The sequence below is a fragment of the Bradyrhizobium sp. LTSP857 genome, assembly GCF_000938285.1.
Lineage (GTDB): Bacteria > Pseudomonadota > Alphaproteobacteria > Rhizobiales > Xanthobacteraceae > Bradyrhizobium.
Genome location: NZ_JYMS01000045.1, coordinates 224,235 through 241,035 on the forward strand (window position 1 = coordinate 224,235; position 16,801 = coordinate 241,035).

General features: G+C 63.3%; 13 protein-coding genes and 1 pseudogene. 8 read left to right on the forward strand and 6 right to left on the reverse strand.

The window, feature by feature from the left end; translation table 11 throughout:
* The first annotated feature begins 53 nt into the window (after positions 1-53).
* The 7 genes from UP06_RS28980 to UP06_RS29010 all read left to right on the forward strand — a co-directional run bounded on the left by UP06_RS28980 (position 54) and on the right by UP06_RS29010 (position 7,303).
* Entirely contained in the window at positions 54-893 is an 840-nt protein-coding gene (locus UP06_RS28980) for an enoyl-CoA hydratase/isomerase family protein (RefSeq protein ID WP_045007081.1), read from the forward strand.
* A gap of 50 nt (positions 894-943) precedes the next feature.
* Complete coding sequence (locus UP06_RS42600) at positions 944-1,933, forward strand: heme-binding protein (protein WP_063778875.1); 990 nt, start codon at positions 944-946, stop codon at positions 1,931-1,933.
* Positions 1,934-1,986: 53 nt separating this feature from the next.
* Complete coding sequence (locus UP06_RS28990) at positions 1,987-2,937, forward strand: alpha/beta fold hydrolase (protein WP_502691614.1); 951 nt, start codon at positions 1,987-1,989, stop codon at positions 2,935-2,937.
* Positions 2,938-2,965: 28 nt separating this feature from the next.
* Positions 2,966-4,021 carry an alpha/beta fold hydrolase gene (locus UP06_RS28995; RefSeq protein WP_045007083.1) on the forward strand — a complete coding sequence of 352 codons (1,056 nt, stop codon included), beginning with the start codon at positions 2,966-2,968 and terminating at the stop codon, positions 4,019-4,021.
* 14 nt (positions 4,022-4,035) lie between these two features.
* Complete coding sequence (locus UP06_RS29000) at positions 4,036-5,796, forward strand: MOSC and FAD-binding oxidoreductase domain-containing protein (RefSeq protein ID WP_045007084.1); 1,761 nt, start codon at positions 4,036-4,038, stop codon at positions 5,794-5,796.
* 41 nt (positions 5,797-5,837) lie between these two features.
* On the forward strand, positions 5,838-6,428 hold the full coding sequence (locus UP06_RS29005) for a redoxin domain-containing protein (RefSeq protein ID WP_082081682.1): 591 nt from the start codon (positions 5,838-5,840) through the stop codon (positions 6,426-6,428).
* 155 nt (positions 6,429-6,583) lie between these two features.
* Positions 6,584-7,303, forward strand: coding sequence for a hypothetical protein (locus UP06_RS29010; RefSeq protein ID WP_045007085.1), 720 nt, complete (start codon positions 6,584-6,586; stop codon positions 7,301-7,303).
* Between the two features lie 12 nt (positions 7,304-7,315).
* On the opposite strand, the gene UP06_RS29015 is transcribed toward UP06_RS29010, so the two are convergent.
* The gene (locus tag UP06_RS29015; RefSeq protein WP_050032187.1) at positions 7,316-10,204 is read right to left on the reverse strand and encodes an ATP-binding protein; all 2,889 of its coding nucleotides are present in this window, start codon (positions 10,202-10,204) and stop codon (positions 7,316-7,318) included.
* Positions 10,205-10,581: 377 nt separating this feature from the next.
* Here UP06_RS29015 and UP06_RS29020 point away from each other — a divergent pair.
* A pseudogene (locus tag UP06_RS29020) lies at positions 10,582-11,055 on the forward strand (helix-turn-helix domain-containing protein); the annotation flags it as partial.
* A gap of 5 nt (positions 11,056-11,060) precedes the next feature.
* Here the strand turns inward: UP06_RS29020 and UP06_RS41100 are convergent.
* From UP06_RS41100 to UP06_RS29040, 5 genes are all read right to left on the reverse strand, one after another.
* Positions 11,061-11,360, reverse strand: a complete 300-nt coding sequence (locus tag UP06_RS41100; protein WP_156163285.1) for a hypothetical protein — start codon at positions 11,358-11,360, stop codon at positions 11,061-11,063.
* Positions 11,361-11,500: 140 nt separating this feature from the next.
* Positions 11,501-14,005, reverse strand: a complete 2,505-nt coding sequence (locus UP06_RS29025) for a two-component system VirA-like sensor kinase (protein WP_045007086.1) — start codon at positions 14,003-14,005, stop codon at positions 11,501-11,503.
* Entirely contained in the window at positions 14,002-14,997 is a 996-nt protein-coding gene (locus UP06_RS29030) for a cytochrome-c peroxidase (protein WP_245305575.1), read from the reverse strand. The genes UP06_RS29025 and UP06_RS29030 overlap by 4 nt, the downstream gene beginning before the upstream one ends.
* Positions 14,998-15,222: 225 nt before the next feature.
* Entirely contained in the window at positions 15,223-15,828 is a 606-nt protein-coding gene (locus UP06_RS29035) for a DUF1127 domain-containing protein (RefSeq protein WP_082081683.1), read from the reverse strand.
* 159 nt (positions 15,829-15,987) lie between these two features.
* Positions 15,988-16,713, reverse strand: coding sequence for a response regulator (locus UP06_RS29040; protein ID WP_045007088.1), 726 nt, complete (start codon positions 16,711-16,713; stop codon positions 15,988-15,990).
* Between the last annotated feature and the right edge of the window lie 88 nt (positions 16,714-16,801).

The window sequence follows — 16,801 nt, forward strand, 5'->3', positions numbered from 1 at the left end:
CACGCGCGAGAATGAACCCGGCCGCAACGACGGCCCGAGAGCTGGAGGCTCCAATGGACGCAACGACGAAGACGACAACGCAGATCAGGCTCACCCGCCCCACGGCAGCCTATTGGCGGATCACGTTCGACAATCCGCCGCTGAACGTGATGGGCCCGCAATTGGTTCGCGAGCTTCGAGAGCTCATCACCACGATCGAATCCGACAAGGAGGTCAAGGTCATCGTTTTCGATAGCGCCGTCGAAGGGTTTTTCCTGAACCACAGCGATTTCTTCGCCGACTTCAAGGACCTGACTGATATGTCGCAAGGACCGACGGGTTTGGAGGCGTGGCCGGACATCCTCGTCCGCATCACCCGCATGCCGGTCGTATCGATCGCCCTGATCCGCGGCCGCGCGACCGGAAACGGAAGCGAGATTGCGCTCGCCTGCGACATGAGCTTTGCGAGCCGCGAGAAAGCGCGCCTGTCACAATGGGAAGTCGGCGTCGGCCTGGTCGCCGGCGGAGGACCGATGGCGCGCCTGCCCGGCCTGATGGGCAGGCAGAGAGCCCTCGAAGTGCTCCTGAGCTCGGATGACATCGGCGCTGATCTCGCCGCGGCCTATGGCTATGTGAACAGGTCGCTGCCGGATGCGGAACTTGACAGCTTCGTCGACGCGCTGGCGAACCGCATCGCGTCCTTCGACAAATGGGCGATCGCGAACACCAAACGGCTCGTCAACGCCGCGAGTCTGCCGCCGGACGTCGAGATCGCGGCCGGCTGGGAAGCCTGCATGGCCTCGATCACGCGACCGGCTGCCCAGAACAGGATCAAGGCTTTCTTCGAACAGGGCTTCCATCGTCCCGGTGACGCTGAGGATCACATCGGATCCTATCTGCCGCGCCTCGGCTGATCACACACCGACCATTCCCTCGCTCATCAGAACAATTGGAAGGACACATCATGGACTTGCTTGCATACACCAAGGCGATCGCCGAGCGGATCGAAACCCAGGCCGCTCAAGCCCAGGTCCCGGTCGCCGTTTGCGTCATCGATATTCACGGCAACATCATCCTGAAGCATCGCATGAACGGCGCACCGACCTTCTCGCTCGAGCTGTCGGAGCGGAAGGCCTATACGTCCGCGCTGGTCGGACTGCGCACGGTGGACCTTTCGCCACTGGTGCAGCCCGGACAGCCGCTGTTCCCGATGATGGGTGTCGCCGGTGGACGGTTTTGCTCAATGGGCGGCGGTGCGCCGCTGAAAATCAACGGCCAGCTGGTTGCAGGCGTCGGCATCAGCGGCGGTACGGTCGATCAGGATGTCGAGATCCTTGAGGCGGGACTCCGCGAGCCGGCAGCCTCGGACACCGTCAAGATGAATATCGAGGTCATCGTCCTACCCGTCGCCGACGCCGATCGCGCCAAGCGCTTCTATGACGATCTGGGTTGGCGCCTCGATCTCGACTACGCGGGTGACGATTACCGCGTGATCCAGTTCACGCCGCCGGGCTCCGGATGTTCGATCATCTTCGGCAAGAACGTGACGACGGCTTTGCCGGGCTCGGTGCAGGGACTCCACCTGATCGTTTCCGACATCATGACCGCGCGCAATGAGCTCGATCGCCGCGGCATCGCCGTCAGCGATGCTTTCCACGATACCGGCGGCATATTTCACCATGCCGGATCGGGCGTGCTTGCCGCAGGACCCAACCCGCAGCGCAAGAGCTATGCCTCCTATGCGACATTCAGCGATCCCGACGGGAATAGCTGGGTGTTCCAAGAGATCACCGCACGGTTGACCGGGCATATCGAGGACGGCGACGAGAGCTTTACGCCGGAACTGACGGACGTGGTCCGTCGCGCGGAAGCTGCCCAGCGTACTCGTGATGGGGCCGGCGAAAAAGTGAGCGGCGGCCTTAATCTCAATTCCATTATGGTGGCGGCCGGCTAACGCAGCTGTCCCCGGCGCATCTCTCCAAACACGAAAGGCGCGGCGCCATGAATATGTCAACCTTACTTAGTCTCTCGGCAATCATGGCCAGTATGGCGCTTCCCGCGTCCGCCCAGGATCTGCATTCCAGCCGACGTTCGATCAGCTATCACACGGTCGACATCCAAGGCCTCAAGATATTCTACCGCGAGGCCGGGCCGGTGGATGCTCCGACCGTGCTGCTGCTTCACGGCTTTCCATCCTCGTCACGAATGTGGGAGCCGTTGCTGCCGCTCCTTGCAGACAAATATCATCTCATCGCGCCCGATTATCCCGGCTTCGGCAACAGCAGCGTGCCGTCGCCGTCGGACTTCAGCTACACCTTCGACAATCTCGCCAACGTGATCGGCGAGCTTACGACAAAACTCGGCCTCAACGACTACGTTTTGTTCATGCAAGACTATGGTGGCCCCGTCGGCTTCCGGATGGCGCTGTCCCACCCGGAGCGGGTCCGGGCCATCATCATCCAGAACGCCGTGTCGCATGAACAGGGCCTCAGCCCGCTCTGGATCGCGCGGAAGAAGTACTGGGCCGATCCGGCCCACGAGCTCGAGGCGCTCAAGGCCAACTTCACCTCTCTCGAGGCAACACGGCAGCGGCACCTCGGCACAAGCCCCCGTCCGGAGCGTTACGATCCCGATACATGGATCGACGAATACGCGTTTCTGACACGTCCAGGTCAGCCGGAGATTCAGACCACGCTATTCCTGGATTACCGCACCAACGTCGCCTCTTATCCGAAGTGGCAGGATTGGCTGCGCAAGACGCGACCGCCGACGCTGGTCGTCTGGGGCAAATACGATCCGTCCTTCACCGTCGCCGGCGCCATGGCCTATCGCAACGACGTGCCGGATGCCGAGGTCCATATCCTCGAAGCCGGCCATTTCGCGCTGGATGAAGCGACCGACGAAATCGCGTCGCTCGCCCGCGACTTCCTTGCACGCCTGGATGGGCGCAAGGGCTAATTTCGACGCACGACAACAGGAGAGACGCATGTCCGACGAAATCAATCGTGATCGACGCCGCTTTTTCGGCAGCGCCGCCATGACGCTTGCAGCGGCGCAGTTCTCGCTGACCACAGCGGCCACCGCGGAGACCGCCAAGCCGATCAAGGCCGGAGCAACCGCCGTCAAGCCGGGGACCAACACATCGTTTGCTTCGCTGAAGCAGATCGATGCTGGCCTCCTTAACGTCGGCTACGCCGAAGCGGGTCCCGCCGGCGGCCCGCCGGTGATCCTGCTGCACGGCTGGCCTTATGACATCTACGCCTTCGTCGACGTTGCACCGATGCTCGCCGCGGCCGGTTATCGTGTGATCGTGCCCTACCTTCGCGGTTATGGCACGACGCGCTTCCTTTCCGACGCGACCGTCAGGAACGGACAGCCGTCGGCGATTGCGACCGACATCGTCGCGCTGATGGACGAGCTCAAGATCGAGAAGGCCACGCTCGCTGGCTTCGACTGGGGGGCTCGGACCGCCAATATCATCGCGGCGTTATGGCCGGAGCGCTGCAAGGCGATGGTCTCGGTGAGCGGCTATCTCATCGGCAGCCAGCAGGCCGGCAAGATGCCGTTGCCGCCGAAGGCCGAGCTCCAATGGTGGTACCAGTTCTACTTCGCGACCGAGCGCGGCCGCGAGGGGTACGACAAGTACCGGAAGGAGTTCTCGAAGCTGATCTGGCAGCTCGCCTCCCCGCAATGGCACTTTGACGATGCCACATTCGACCGCAGCGCCAAGGCTTTCGACAATCCGGACCATGTCGCGGTGGTGATCCACAATTACCGTTGGCGCCTTGGCCTCGCCGAAGGCGAAGCGAAATACGATGACTACGAGAAGCGGCTTGCCCAAGCGCCCGTCATCGGCGTGCCCACCATCACCATGGAAGGTGACGCCAACGGGGCTCCGCATCCCGAACCATCCGCCTATGCGAAGATGTTCTCGGGCAAATATTCGCATCGGACGGTCAAGGGCGGCATCGGCCACAATCTGCCGCAGGAAGCACCGAAGGCGTTTGCCGACGCCGTCATCGACGTGGCCGCCGACGTCTGATCGGAGAGAAGACGATGGGACGGCTGCTTTCGGTCAATGTCGGCCTGCCGCGCGACGTCGCGTGGCAGGGCAAGACAGTGCACACCGGCATCTGGAAGGCGCCGGTCAAGGGCCGGCGCATGGCGCGCCATCTCAACATCGACGGCGACGGACAAGGAGATTTGGCGGGCCATGGCGGCGAACACCGTGCCGTCCTGGTGTATCAGTCTGATTCCTATCGCTACTGGCAGGGTCAGCTCGGCCGATCCGACTTTGCCTACGGACAGTTCGGCGAGAATTTTACCGTCGACGGTTTATCCGACGCAGACGTCTGCATTGGAGATCGCTACCAAATCGGCACCGCCCTGTTCGAGGTGACGCAGCCGCGCGTCACCTGTTACCGCGCCGGCATCCGCATGAACGAGCCGGAATTGGCCGCACTGTTGGTCAAGCATGGCAGACCGGGTTTCTACTTTCGCGTGCTGGAGGAAGGCGAAGTGGAGGCCGGAGACGAGATCACGCAGGTTGCCTCCGGTCCCGAGCGCATGAGCGTCCGCGAGATCGATGCGCTGCTTTACATGCCCGGTCATCCCCGTGATCAGCTTGCGCGGGCCCTGCGCATCCCTGCACTGAGCCCCGGCTGGCGTCACTCGTTCGAGGCCCTGCTCGCGCAAGAGCGCAAGGGCGGCGCCGCAACGGGAAACGCCGGGCTCACCTCCGAATCGAGCCCGCCTCCGGCGTGGCCGGGATTCCGCCCGTTTCGGGTATCGCGCAAGGTGCAAGAAAGTGGCAACGTGACTTCGCTGGTGCTCGAGCCCTCGGACGGAGGGCCTGTTGCCGTCGCCCTCCCCGGACAGTTCGTCGTGTTACAGCTGGGATCAGCATCGGCGCATGCGATGATGCGCAGCTATTCGCTTTCAGGGCGGCCCAACGCCGTCTCTTATCGCGTGAGCGTAAAGCGGGAGCCACACGGCGCCGCCGGCGCCTACATCGACCAGTATCTTCAGGTTGGCGACATCCTTCACACCAGCGCGCCCCGGGGCCGTTTCACCCTGCGGCCGGGCGATACGCCCGTTGTGCTCCTGAGTGCCGGAATCGGCGTGACGCCGGTGCTCGCGATGCTTCACGCATTGGCCGCGGAAGGCTCCATGCGGGAGGTCTGGTGGTTGCAGGGGGCACGTAACGGCCGCGAGCATCCGTTTGCGGTGGAGGCGCGGGAGACGCTCGAGGCCCTGCCCCACCGCCATCGCTATATCTGCTACAGCTCGCCGGGTCCAAAAGATCGGCCCAATACGGATTTCGACGCCACCGGACATCTGGACGTGCAAGCACTGCGGAATCTCAACGTCCCGCGCAGTGGCGATTTCTATATTTGCGGACCGTCGGCCTTCATGAGCGACATGACCGCCGGCCTCGCGGCGCTCGGTATCGCGCTGGATCACATCCACACCGAACTGTTCGGGGCCGGCCCATCCATCACGCCGGGGATTGCTGCCTCGCCGCGGAAACCGCCACATTTGCCGGCAGAGCCCGCCACTTCCGGACCGACGGTTTCGTTTGCCCGTAGCGGCCTCAATGTCCGCTGGGGCTCATCGATCAAGACACTGCTCGAGCTCGCCGAGGCTTGCGACGTACCGGTGCGGTGGTCATGCCGCGCAGGCGTGTGCCACACCTGTGAGACCGGACTCGTGGCAGGGACAGTGGGCTATCGGCCGGACCCGGTCGACGCACCGACTGCGGGTAATGTGCTCATCTGCTGCGCTCACCCCGAGAGCGACGTCGTGATCGATCTGTGACGACCGCAGGCCTGGCTGCACCAAACCGTGGAGGAGTTCAAATGCGATCCGACATCATTCAGGGCGCTGTTTTCCCGGACTACGAGCTGAGCGACCACACCGGGAAGCACCGAAAACTCTCCGATTTGCAGGGACAGGATCCGATGGTCATCGTGCTTGGCCGCGGCGGCTTCTGTCCAAAGGATCGCCGTCAGGCGGAAGCGTTGCTGCAACTACATCGTGAGATGGAGGTGGGCTATTGCCGGCTGGTCACGATCACCACCGACAACATCACGCAGACGAACGAATATCGCAGCGGCGCCGGAGCCCACTGGCCGTTTCTTTCCGATTCACGGCGCATTGTTCAAAAGGACCTCGACATCGCCGAATATACCGATCCCCTTCACAATCCGATGATTCCGCATGTCATCGTGCTGGAGCCGGGCCTTATCATTCACAAGATCTACAACGGCTACTGGTTCTTTGGACGCCCCACCGTCGAAGAACTCCGTCAGGACCTGCGAGCCGTCAGCAAGAAATGCCGACCGGATTGGGACATCACAACGCCAGAACTGCGGGCCGCCTGGCAGGAGGGACACAAGGAGCGCTTCTATCCATACGGCAAAACCTACGCTCAGACCATCGGCGAGTAGGATTAGCGGCGCACCCCAGCACCGGCAAGCTGACCCGGGATTCCACGGACCGGGCGGCAACCTCAACGGCACTTAACAACGCTTAACGGGCGATCGCCTGCATTCGGGTCTATCTCCATGGGGCAATACCACCCCGTGTGAGAGGTTACCGCCGGATGATCCCCCTGCTGGCAAATGCAATCGAGGCTCATGGCGGCTTACGCCGATGGAACGCCCACAAGCGCCTCACCGCCACGATCGTGACGGGGGGAGATCTCTGGGCGCTGAAGGGCCTCGATCAGGACCAGGACCCACGAACGATGCGGATCGACCTTCATCGTGAGTGCGCGTCGGTCGAGCCGTTCGGCAAGCCCGGCCAGCGCACCGAATTCAGCCCTGAGCGGATCGCCATCATCGCCACGGACGGACACATTGTTGCCGAACGAAAAAATCCACGCGCATCGTTCGCGCGGCACGACATGCGAACGCATTGGGATCCGCTGCATCGCGCCTATTTCAACGGCTACGCACTGTGGACCTACATGACCACGCCCTTCCTGCTTGCAGCGGACGGATTCGACGTGCGGGAGATCGCGCCCTGGCAGGAAGGCCCCGAGGTCTGGCGCGGATTACGCGCAAGCTTCCCGGCGGGGATCGCAAGCCACAGCAGCGAGCAGGATTTCTATTTCGGTCCCGACATGCTGATCCGGCGGCATGACTATCGGGTGGAGGTCGCGGGAAACTTTCCGGCGACGCAATATGTATCCGATCCAGTCAGCGTCGACGGGATCACGACCCCGGCGAGACGACGCATTTATCTCCGCGACGAAGATCTGACACCGATGCTCGATACCTTGATGGTGTCGATCGACCTCTCGGATTTCCGGTTCGACTGAGGCCTTGTCCGTTCAGCCAGAACCTTCATCCAGCATCGTCCGCGCCGCCTTCAGATCGGCTGTCTCGAATCCCTCGCAAAAGCGGGCATAGGTTTTGGCGAGATCGTCGAGCGGATTTCGGAGGCCTTGGCGGCGCTGTAGCCGCGCAAGCGACATCTCGGCCCTTAATCGCCAGGATAACGCCCCCTGTTGTTCGGCCAATGCGATCGACGAAGCAAAGCTTGCTGCGGCCGCGTCGAAATCGTTGCCGCGCGCCTCGAGCTCGCCGCGCAGGCGCAAGAGCTCCGGCATGTCGAAGGCGCCGCCTTCAGGCGCGATGCGCGCGATCGTCTCGTGCAGGACCGCAAGTCCTTCCGGCAATTGTCCGAGTGCTGCCAGCCCCTGTGACAGCTCCGCGATGAAGGCGGACGCATAGAGCTCGTAACGATCCGCATGCAGGCGCGGCAGCGCGGTCCGCAGCAGGTCGATCCCACCCCTCACCTCTCCGCGGGCGATCATGGTCTGGGCGCGAAAGCCGGCAGCGACGGCTTCATAGGGTGCCAAACCATGCATGCCGGCATGCGTCGCAAGCCGACCGGCCATTGCCTCGACGGCGCCCCAGTCGCCAACCCAGCCAAACACCGAGGCCGACCAGCATAGCGCAATACAATGCATCACGACATCACGCGGCGCAGCAGTGCCGATGAGCGGCCGGACACATTCGACGGCACGCTCGGGAAAGCCGCGCAACCACAGGACTCGCGCCAGCGGAATCTGCGGCGTGCGCGCATAGGCGAAATGACTGGGCTCAGTCCCGCGCAAAGCCGCATCATCGCGCACGCCCTCGTCCAGATGGGCTTGCGCCTCTGGCTGGTTGCCGACGAGATGATAGGACACGCCGACGAGCGCCTTTGCGCCGGCAATCCCCGCGGTATCGCCGATCGCCCGCGCGACCTTCTCCGCCTCGCGTGCGATCGGCAGCAGATGCCGATAGTTTCCGGTCCGGCGATAGAACATGTTCAGCCGCGACAGCAGCCTGAATTTGTTGGCCTGATCGTCCAGCGCCTCCGCAATTTCCAGGCCGCGCCTCAGCGCGCTCTCAGCCTGCTCACTGTTGCGTTCCGTGAACATGAAGGCATGGCCGAGCGTCGACTGGAGCTCGAGTTCCCATCTGCTACCGCTGTTGGCGTCGTCAAGCATCGCGAGCGCGCGCTGGGACCAGAGGCGTGCCTCGCCGAGCAGATTAAGCTCGACAAAGAGCCTCGCGCAGACGCCTGCGAGCGGCAGACGCAGTTCGGCGCCGTCCTCATTGGCATAGACCCACTCCAGCGCCGCGCGAGCATCGGCGAGCAGACCTGCGCGCTCCTGCGATCGGGAGGCATGGTCGCCGTGGCCCAGTTCGGCCATGGTCGCTTCGAGCGCCTGCCGGACGTAGCGGACGTGCCGACGCGCAACGGCCTGTGCCTCACCACCGTCAGTCAGCTTCTGCATCGCATAGGCGCGCGTGGCGTCAAGCAGACGATAGCGCCGTGAGGCCGCATCCGGCCGCGCAGACACCAGCGACTTGGCGACCAACTGTTCCAGCGCATCCACGACGCCGTCGATCGCCTCGCCCTCCTCGGCCGCGACTGCGATCACACCTTGAAGCGTGAAAGGGCCCGCGAAGACTGCAAGACGTTGAAGGACGACCCGCTCGACTTCCCCGATCAGACGAAAGCTCCAGTCGAGCGTGGCACCGAGCGTCTGTTGCCGCGGCGGCGCCGTGCGCCGGCCGCGCCATTCGAGCTTCAGCCGGCTGTCGAGCAGCGCAGCCATTTCCCGCAATCCGTAGACGCCGACACGCGCGGCGGCGAGCTCGATTGCCAGCGCGATGCCATCCAGCCTGCCGCAGATCTCTGCGAGGACCTCCGCATCGTCATCCGTGACGTCGGCCCTATGACCGGCCGCAGCGGCACGCTCCATGAATAGGCGCGCTGCTGGATAGTCCACCACCTCGCTTGCACTGAGACCGGCCCCCTGCGGAGGACCTGGCAACGGAACGAGCTCGAAGATCTGTTCGCCCTCCACCAGCAGCGACTCGCGGCTGGTCGCCAGGAGGCTGACGCCCGGGGCCTCACGGTGAATGGTCTCTGCGAGGCGCGCGACCTCGTCGATCACATGCTCGCAACTGTCGAGCACGAGAAGCAGGCGGCGGCCGCGCAGAAAACTGACGATGCTGCCGGTCGGATCGGCGTGATGAACGACGAGGCCCAGGGCGGCCGCGACCGTGCTGACAACGAGCGCCGCATCCCTCAACGGACCGAGGTCGAGAAAATGGACGCCGCCGTCGAACGTCTCGCACATGTCATGCGCCAGCGCGATCGCAACAGTGGTCTTGCCGATGCCGCCGGGACCTCTGAGCGTGACGAAGCGCTCGCTCAGCAGGCGCGCCGTCAGCTCCGGCAGGACGTCGTCGCGCCCGATCATCCGATCCAGGCGATGCGGCAAGGACTGCGGGGACGCCATGATTGCGGCGGCCTGCGGCGCAGGCTTCGATGTTGGCCTGCGCTCGCCACGTTCCACCGGCGCGACGAAGCAGTAGCCCCGGCTCGGGATGTTCGTGATGTAGCGGACGCCGTCCTTGCCGTCGCCAAGAACCTTCCGGAGTTCGGCGACATGGACCCGCAGGCTGATCTCCTCGACCGCGAGGCCCGACCACGCGTAAGCCAGGATCTCGTTCTTCGGAACGACATCGCCGGCGCGGCTGACAAGCAGGCGCAAGATATCCATCGCGCGGCTGCCCAGCTTGACCGGCACGCCGTCCCTCTCGAGCAGGCGCGACCGGAGCGAAAACGGCCCGAACGTGACGGCATCGAGGTCAAGACCAGCGCCGGTGCCGCTGCCGCTGCCGCGGGGGCTATTTCCTGGCGAGAGCTCCGTCACCTGAGACTCACCGGCCGAATTCGAGGAACGCGACCATGAGCGGGGTCTGTTTGATGCCAGGAACGTGGCAACCCGAATGATCGACGCAAGACACTGAAATATTTAACAAAATTCAATCTCCCGCGACCGGCCGCCGCATCCTGCGTGCACGCACATAATCTAACAGATCCTAATCACCCCTAACGAGCTTCCAAGCCAGCTCACGCCTATCCTCTCAGCATAGCAAGGTTGCGAGTTCACCGGTCGTCTCGGACTGCCGCGAAACTCAGAGGGGATGAACGATGTTGACCGAATTGCAGACAGCCCACACCTGGATCGACCTTCCGGCCGGCTCGGGAGATCACGAGGTCTACGCAGCCCAGGCGATCGCCAGAGAAGGGCAAATCCTCGCAATGCATCTGCGCCGGCCGGATTTGCCGCGTGCCAAGGTCAATGCCCTGCCAAAATGGCGGCTGCGGCGGGTCGAGCAACATGTCGCCGCTCATTTCGAACGCGGCATCAGCCTGTCCGAGCTCGCCAATGTTGCCGGCCTGTCCAGGATGCATTTTGCGGCACAGTTCCGCGCAGCGACCGGATACCGTCCTCGTGAATACCTTCTCAATCATCGGATCGAGCATGCGAAGTCGCTGCTAACGGCGACCAGCAGGCCTTTGGCCGAGATCGCGCTTGCAGTCGGTTTCAGCACCCAGGCGCACTTTTCGACCGTCTTCAAACGCATCAGCGGCCAGACGCCGGCGCGGTGGCGCTCTGCCTTCAAGAACGAACGGCCTGACTTTGAAACCCTTCCGCGCCGCCGGCCTTCACCAGACAAGGACTGGGCCGTTAGCGTCCGCTGCACAGATGCACGGTGAGGCGCTCAACAGCCGCGACAGATGATGAGCTTGCGATCGATCTCTTCGTCCAGCCGCCGCAATTCCAATTCCGGTGGTGACAATTGAGTAGTCTCTGACATGTCGCTCGGGCGCGGCTGCCGGTGACCGACGGGTGCCTGGCGGAACAGATCCGCATATTTTGTGGGGTCATCGTTATGGCGGGGCACACTGGTGGCAAGGCCATGGACCGCGCTCGGTATGTCTGGGCTGCCCGCGACACCAGGCACTGAGCCCAGCAGGAGCGAGGCGACGACAATAATTAGACCAAGTCGTTTCGACATCATTATTCTCCTATCGCAGTGATGCTCGGCCGTTCTCAGACGAACGGTCGAGTCCAGTGGATAGGAGCGGCGCGCTACGTGGTGACTTCGTGCCCGCGACTTTGCGTTACCGGTGAAACGCGCGATGGCAGGCGGCAATCTCGCTAGCGCGCAGACGCGATCTGGTTCAGCCCGTCGTTGGCCGAGCTCGTTGCAAGGCATCGCGAAAGCGCCAGGGCGAGCTCGGACGACATCAGAGGGTGGTGAACCATCCCGGTGATTCCGGAATCCGCCAGCACGTGTGCCGCCAGATCGTGCGTCGAGGGGCTTGCAAGGATGATCGGCAGGCCGGGCACCGCCTTGTGCAGCGATGCCGCAAGATCGAGTGAAGAACCGCCGGGCAAGTGACACACCAGCGCCGCGTCAAAGCGCGACCGAGACGCCCGGCCGGCCGCTTCAGCCTCGGCAAGCCCCGTAAAACCGACCGGTTCGTAGCCGAGTGCCGCCAGGATCTCCTCATGACGCAGCAGGCGCCTGCGATCGGCCTCGAGCACCAGGATGGTCTCGCCCGCGCCGCGAAACGCAAGAGGCCGCGCCTGCGGCAATGATACCGGCTGGCTCGAACGATCCGACGGTAGCCACACATCGAAGCGTGTACCGGCGCCGGGCGCGCTCCGCGCGGCCACTGCACCGCCGTGCTGATCGATGATCTCGTGGACCGTTGCTAGCCCAAGACCGGTGCCATCGGCACGCGTGGTGAAGAAGGGCTCAAAGATTTGCTCCAGCGTCGCGTCATCCATTCCCGGCCCGGGGTCGATGACCGAGATCACGATGAAGCGGCCGGACCCCAATTCGGTCCGCCCGATCCGCAACGGATGGATGACTTCGCGCTCGGCGATGCGCAGGTCAATGACGCCCGGCTCTTCCAATGCCTGTGCAGCGTTGTTGCAGAGATTGAGAATGACTTGCTGCAATTGCTCCGGCTCACCAGACACGGTTGCTGCTTCCACGCTCTGGCTGACCGCGAGCTTCACATGCGACGGCAACGACGCGGCGAGCAGAGCCGTGGTCTCCGCCACCAGCACCTCGATGCGGATGCGTTTCTGCCTGCCCCGGCTGCGCCGGCCGAAGGTCAGAATCTGACCCACGAGCTCGCGCGCTCGCTCGCCGGCGCGGCGGATTTCCGCAAGGCTCGCCGCAGACCGGCTTCCCGGCCTGACGCCGCCGTCTGCCATTTCGACATAGCCGAGGATCGCGCCGACGATGTTGTTGAAGTTATGGGCGATGCCGCTGGCGAATGTACCGATCGTTTCCATCCGCCGCGCCTGTTGCAGGCTCGCCTGAAGCATCTCCCTCTCCTGCTCGAGGCTCACGCGTGCCACCGAATTGCGGATGGCGTCAAACGCCATCCGGAAAAGTGCAAATTCGGCCCATTGGCTCAGCGCGACGGCCTGCACGGCTTCAAAGCCGAGGACGGCCGCCTGCTGCTGTCCGGACAGGGTCTTGATGCACAACCAGCCGCGAATCCCGGCCTCCTCAAGCAGGTTCATCGTATCGTCGGGATGCGACGGCCTCACCTTTGGAATGTAGATGATCGCGTCGTCGCCGCCATCAAATCGCTGAGCCAAGTCAAGCGCACGCTCCGGCCAAGCCTCGTCAAGGCGGACGCCTTCGCGGGACCACCGATAGACCTTACCCGTCGTTGCTGCCCGCCAGGCGAAATAGGCGCGGTCCGCGCCGATGAAGCCGGCAAGCTCCTCGAGCGCCCTCTCGACATGGCTCCGGAGCTCATCACAACGTGAATCGATGAAGCGCATCGAGATATTAGCAATCACGTGCTCGAAGGCGGCGCGACGGCACAGCGCCTTGGCGCGCGCGCGTAACAACAGGCCGAAATAGACCAGCCCTCCGAGCAACAGCAGCGACGTGAGATACTGCAAAAGGCGGTTCTTGCGCGCCGCGGCCCGGGCCGTGAGCTGGCGCTTTGTGATCAGCGCATGAACCGCATCCTGCTCGCGGTTGCTGGCCTCGGCAACCAGCGACTTCAGAATGGCATCGACGGCCGGAAGCAGATCATGCAACATCTGTCCGTGCGCAATGACGGCGCGTATCGACGCCGCCTCATCAGGCTGCACCTCCAGATGCGCAAGTCCGTCAAGCCGCGCCTGCACCTCATCCGCGGCCACACTGGATGTATCAAGCGTGAGGTGCAGCATGGAGGCCGCAAGCGCAGAGACGCCCGCCACCAGCGCCTTGTCCTCCGACCAGGAAAGCCGGGCGCTGAACATGCCGAAATATGCAAAGGAGTTCTGAAGCAGAGCGTTTTGACTCTTGAACTGCTCGATCAATTCCTCCTGCCGACGAGCGCGTCCGGCCAGCACGTCGATCGCCGCATTTTCTTCCCTGTCCGAGCCCGAGGCCTCGCGCAACCGAGTCACCGCCGCGTCATAGGCGTCCACCATCCGCACGAGGGCGTCATAGTTTCGTGACAGACCGGCGCGCGACGTCAACACTTCGCGGCTCATGCCACGTTCGAAACGGGTGAAATCCGCGAGGGCCTGCGATTGGCGGTCGTAGTGGTCCGAATTCAGGTTCAGGCCACTCACCAGAAGCCAGGTCAGAAGCACCAGCAGGAACGATACGCCGACCGTCGCGGGGGCGACTTTCATGGTCCACCTCCGACCGGCACGCCGCGATATTGTCCTGTCAGGCTGTGGAGGTAGGCGACGAGCGCCTGCACTTGCTGATCGGTCAGCGTCGCGTTCAATTGCGCGAATGCCATCTTGCGAACGGCGTCATCGAGCGTGGGCGCGCTGCCGTCATGAAAATAAGGCGCGGTCGTCGCGACATTGCGCAGACTGGGCACACGCAAGATTGCCGGATCCGGCGCGGCCAGAGGATGAAAAATGCCGTGGCGCTGATACAGATTGCCGCCGACATTGACGCCCTGATGGCACGAGACGCAGCCCAGGGATTTGAATAGCCTGTACCCGTTCCGCTCCTCATCCGTCAGCGCAGCATTGTCTCCGGCAAGCCAGCGATCGAACCTGCTGCCGGGTGTGAACAGCGTCTGCTCAAAGCTTACGATGGCGTCTACGACATTGCCGGCGTCGGGTCGACGCCCATAAGCGGCGAAGAAGCCGGCGCGCATCCCGGCATCGCGGTCGAGCTTCTCTGCGATATCAGCGAGACTGCTTCCCATGATCTTCGGATTGACCAGCGACGCAGTAACGTCCGCCTCTACGTTGCGGTACTTTCCCTCCCAGCCGAAGCGGAAGCTGAGCGCCGAATTGAAGACGGTGAGCGTGTTGAGCGGCAGCTCCGCGCCATCGAGGCCGACGTCGTGTCGCCTCGTACTGGCGCCGTTCGTGCCGATGTCATGGCACGACGAGCAACTCCTCGAATTGTCCCCCGACAGGCGAGTGTCGTTGAACAGGCGTTCGCCGAGCTTGACCTTCAGAGGATCGATTGCGGGAGGAGCCGGTATGGCCGTGATGGGCTCCTCCGGACTGCTCGCCCTCGACACTTGTAGCGACAACTGGGACGGTGCCTCAGATGGCTGCAGACAGCAGAAAAGCGACGCACTGATCGCGATGACAGAGCGCCGACGCATCAATTCACGAAAGATCTTGGTTCGGGCAAATCCGGACAAGCCCTGCACATAGGTTTCACCTTACATTTCGGCAATGCGCGGCCACCGCCGAATGGGCCGGCACTCTTCAAGTGTTGTTGATCGATGCGGCGACGCCTCGCCGCCGCATCGATCGCCCGTCCGGGCCGATTACGCCGTATCAGGCCGATCAAGCCGCTCCGCAGACCGCGCGAGATGATGGAGCGAGCGGCCGCGCGATAGAAGCCCAGTCCGGCAACAGTGAGGTAGACGGCGTCAGCAATCACGGCAGTGCCTCACCACCCGCTCGATGTCCGCGCGGCCGTGGATGCCGAGATCGCGCAAGGTGCACTCGTCGTACTCGTTCAGGGCTGCGACAGCCCTTTTGATTGCCCGCTCCCGGCGCCAATGCGTCAGGAGCACCGCGACCGTCTCGCCAAGCGCAGCCCACCAGCTCCAGCGACGCCGCGGACGCGGATCAGCCCACGCCGCGCGCTGCAGCTCGACGACGTTGCCGTGTTTGGACGGCTGCGAGCCGCTCTGCTCGTGCGTCACGACGCGCGGTCCACGGACAATTGGCCGCGGCGAGCGCGCAAGCGCGGTGGTTGGCGCAATTTCAACGGAGAACGCCGTGATCGGATAGAGCGCCGCGCCATAGAGAGCAAAACCTTCCATGAAAAACAGTAAGACCGCCGACCACCAACCGGTAGCGCGATCTGCTTCCGCGAGCGGGACCGCTAATCGCGAAGCATCCGCCGGCGTCTCAGGCTGACCACCTGTACGATCATCCGGCAAATCGTGGCCGCCCGGGGTTCCGTAGACCCTTATCTTGAAGGGCCGGACCACGCGGTCCACATTTGAAGGGGATTGCTGTTTCAGCATGAGGCAAGTTCTCCAGCGCAATGTTTGCAGGAGACACTCTGAAGTTCCGCTGTTACGCCGGCATCACCGTCACAGGGAAAACGGTTACGATTGCAGCGAGCCACCGCCACGCTTTCACCACGACGGCGTCGCGCGGCATCGAATCGCAACCATGCCGGCTTAGAACGGCTCGACCGGAACGGTGAAAACGTAGCCAATGCCGCGCTCGGTCTGGATCATGCGCGGCGCGCTCGGATCGGTCTCCAGCTTGCGTCGCAGCCGCAATACCTGAACGTCGATGCTGCGGTCGAAAATATCTTCGTGGATACGGGTCGCCTGAAGCAGCTGCTCGCGACTCAGCGGGCGCTGCGGCGCTTCGAGGAAAGCCAGCAGCAGGGCGTATTCGCCTTTGCTGAGCGGGACCGGTGCGTTGCCGGCGTCGATCAGCCTGCGGCCACGGCGCTCGATCTTCCAGCCATTGAACCGATAGCCGCCGCGCTCGGGATCGCGGGCGCGCGCGGCCCGTCCTATCTCCTGACGCCGCAGCACTGCGCGGACACGCGCCAGGAGCTCCCTCAGGCTGAACGGCTTGATGATGTAATCGTCGGCACCGAGCTCAAGGCCGACGATTCGGTCGATTTCATCGGGCCGGTGCCCGGTCGTGATAATGACAGGCACATCGGAATGCGAACGGATCTCCCGCAGCAGATCCAGCCCATCGTCCTGACCGAGGCGAAGATCGAGAATGATCAGGCTGGGCTGCGCTCCCTCGAGATGACGATGCAGTTCGGCTCGGCTGGATGCAGCCTTGCCTGGTACATTGTGCTCTTCCAGATATCTGATCACCATCTGCCGCAAGGTGGGATCGTCATCGACAACGATGACATGGCCGACGTCTGCCAACATATTTGATCTCTCAAACTTGCCGTAGCCAACTCGATTGCTGCGTCATGCCAGGGCTTGAACGAGCAATCCGCCGCGTGCTTCGGCCGAT

What these genes read in the sequence shown, in the direction of transcription:
- UP06_RS29000 (WP_045007084.1), top strand. Translation starts at nt 4,036, where the DNA reads ATGGGACGGCTGCTTTCGGTCAATGTCGGCCTGCCGCGCGACGTCGCG.
- UP06_RS29010 (WP_045007085.1), top strand. Translation starts at nt 6,584, where the DNA reads ATGATCCCCCTGCTGGCAAATGCAATCGAGGCTCATGGCGGCTTACGC.
- UP06_RS28990 (WP_502691614.1), top strand. Translation starts at nt 1,987, where the DNA reads ATGTCAACCTTACTTAGTCTCTCGGCAATCATGGCCAGTATGGCGCTT.
- UP06_RS29040 (WP_045007088.1), bottom strand. Translation starts at nt 16,713, where the DNA reads ATGTTGGCAGACGTCGGCCATGTCATCGTTGTCGATGACGATCCCACC.
- UP06_RS28995 (WP_045007083.1), top strand. Translation starts at nt 2,966, where the DNA reads ATGTCCGACGAAATCAATCGTGATCGACGCCGCTTTTTCGGCAGCGCC.
- UP06_RS28980 (WP_045007081.1), top strand. Translation starts at nt 54, where the DNA reads ATGGACGCAACGACGAAGACGACAACGCAGATCAGGCTCACCCGCCCC.
- UP06_RS42600 (WP_063778875.1), top strand. Translation starts at nt 944, where the DNA reads ATGGACTTGCTTGCATACACCAAGGCGATCGCCGAGCGGATCGAAACC.
- UP06_RS29005 (WP_082081682.1), top strand. Translation starts at nt 5,838, where the DNA reads ATGCGATCCGACATCATTCAGGGCGCTGTTTTCCCGGACTACGAGCTG.
- UP06_RS29035 (WP_082081683.1), bottom strand. Translation starts at nt 15,828, where the DNA reads ATGCTGAAACAGCAATCCCCTTCAAATGTGGACCGCGTGGTCCGGCCC.
- UP06_RS41100 (WP_156163285.1), bottom strand. Translation starts at nt 11,360, where the DNA reads ATGATGTCGAAACGACTTGGTCTAATTATTGTCGTCGCCTCGCTCCTG.
- UP06_RS29025 (WP_045007086.1), bottom strand. Translation starts at nt 14,005, where the DNA reads ATGAAAGTCGCCCCCGCGACGGTCGGCGTATCGTTCCTGCTGGTGCTT.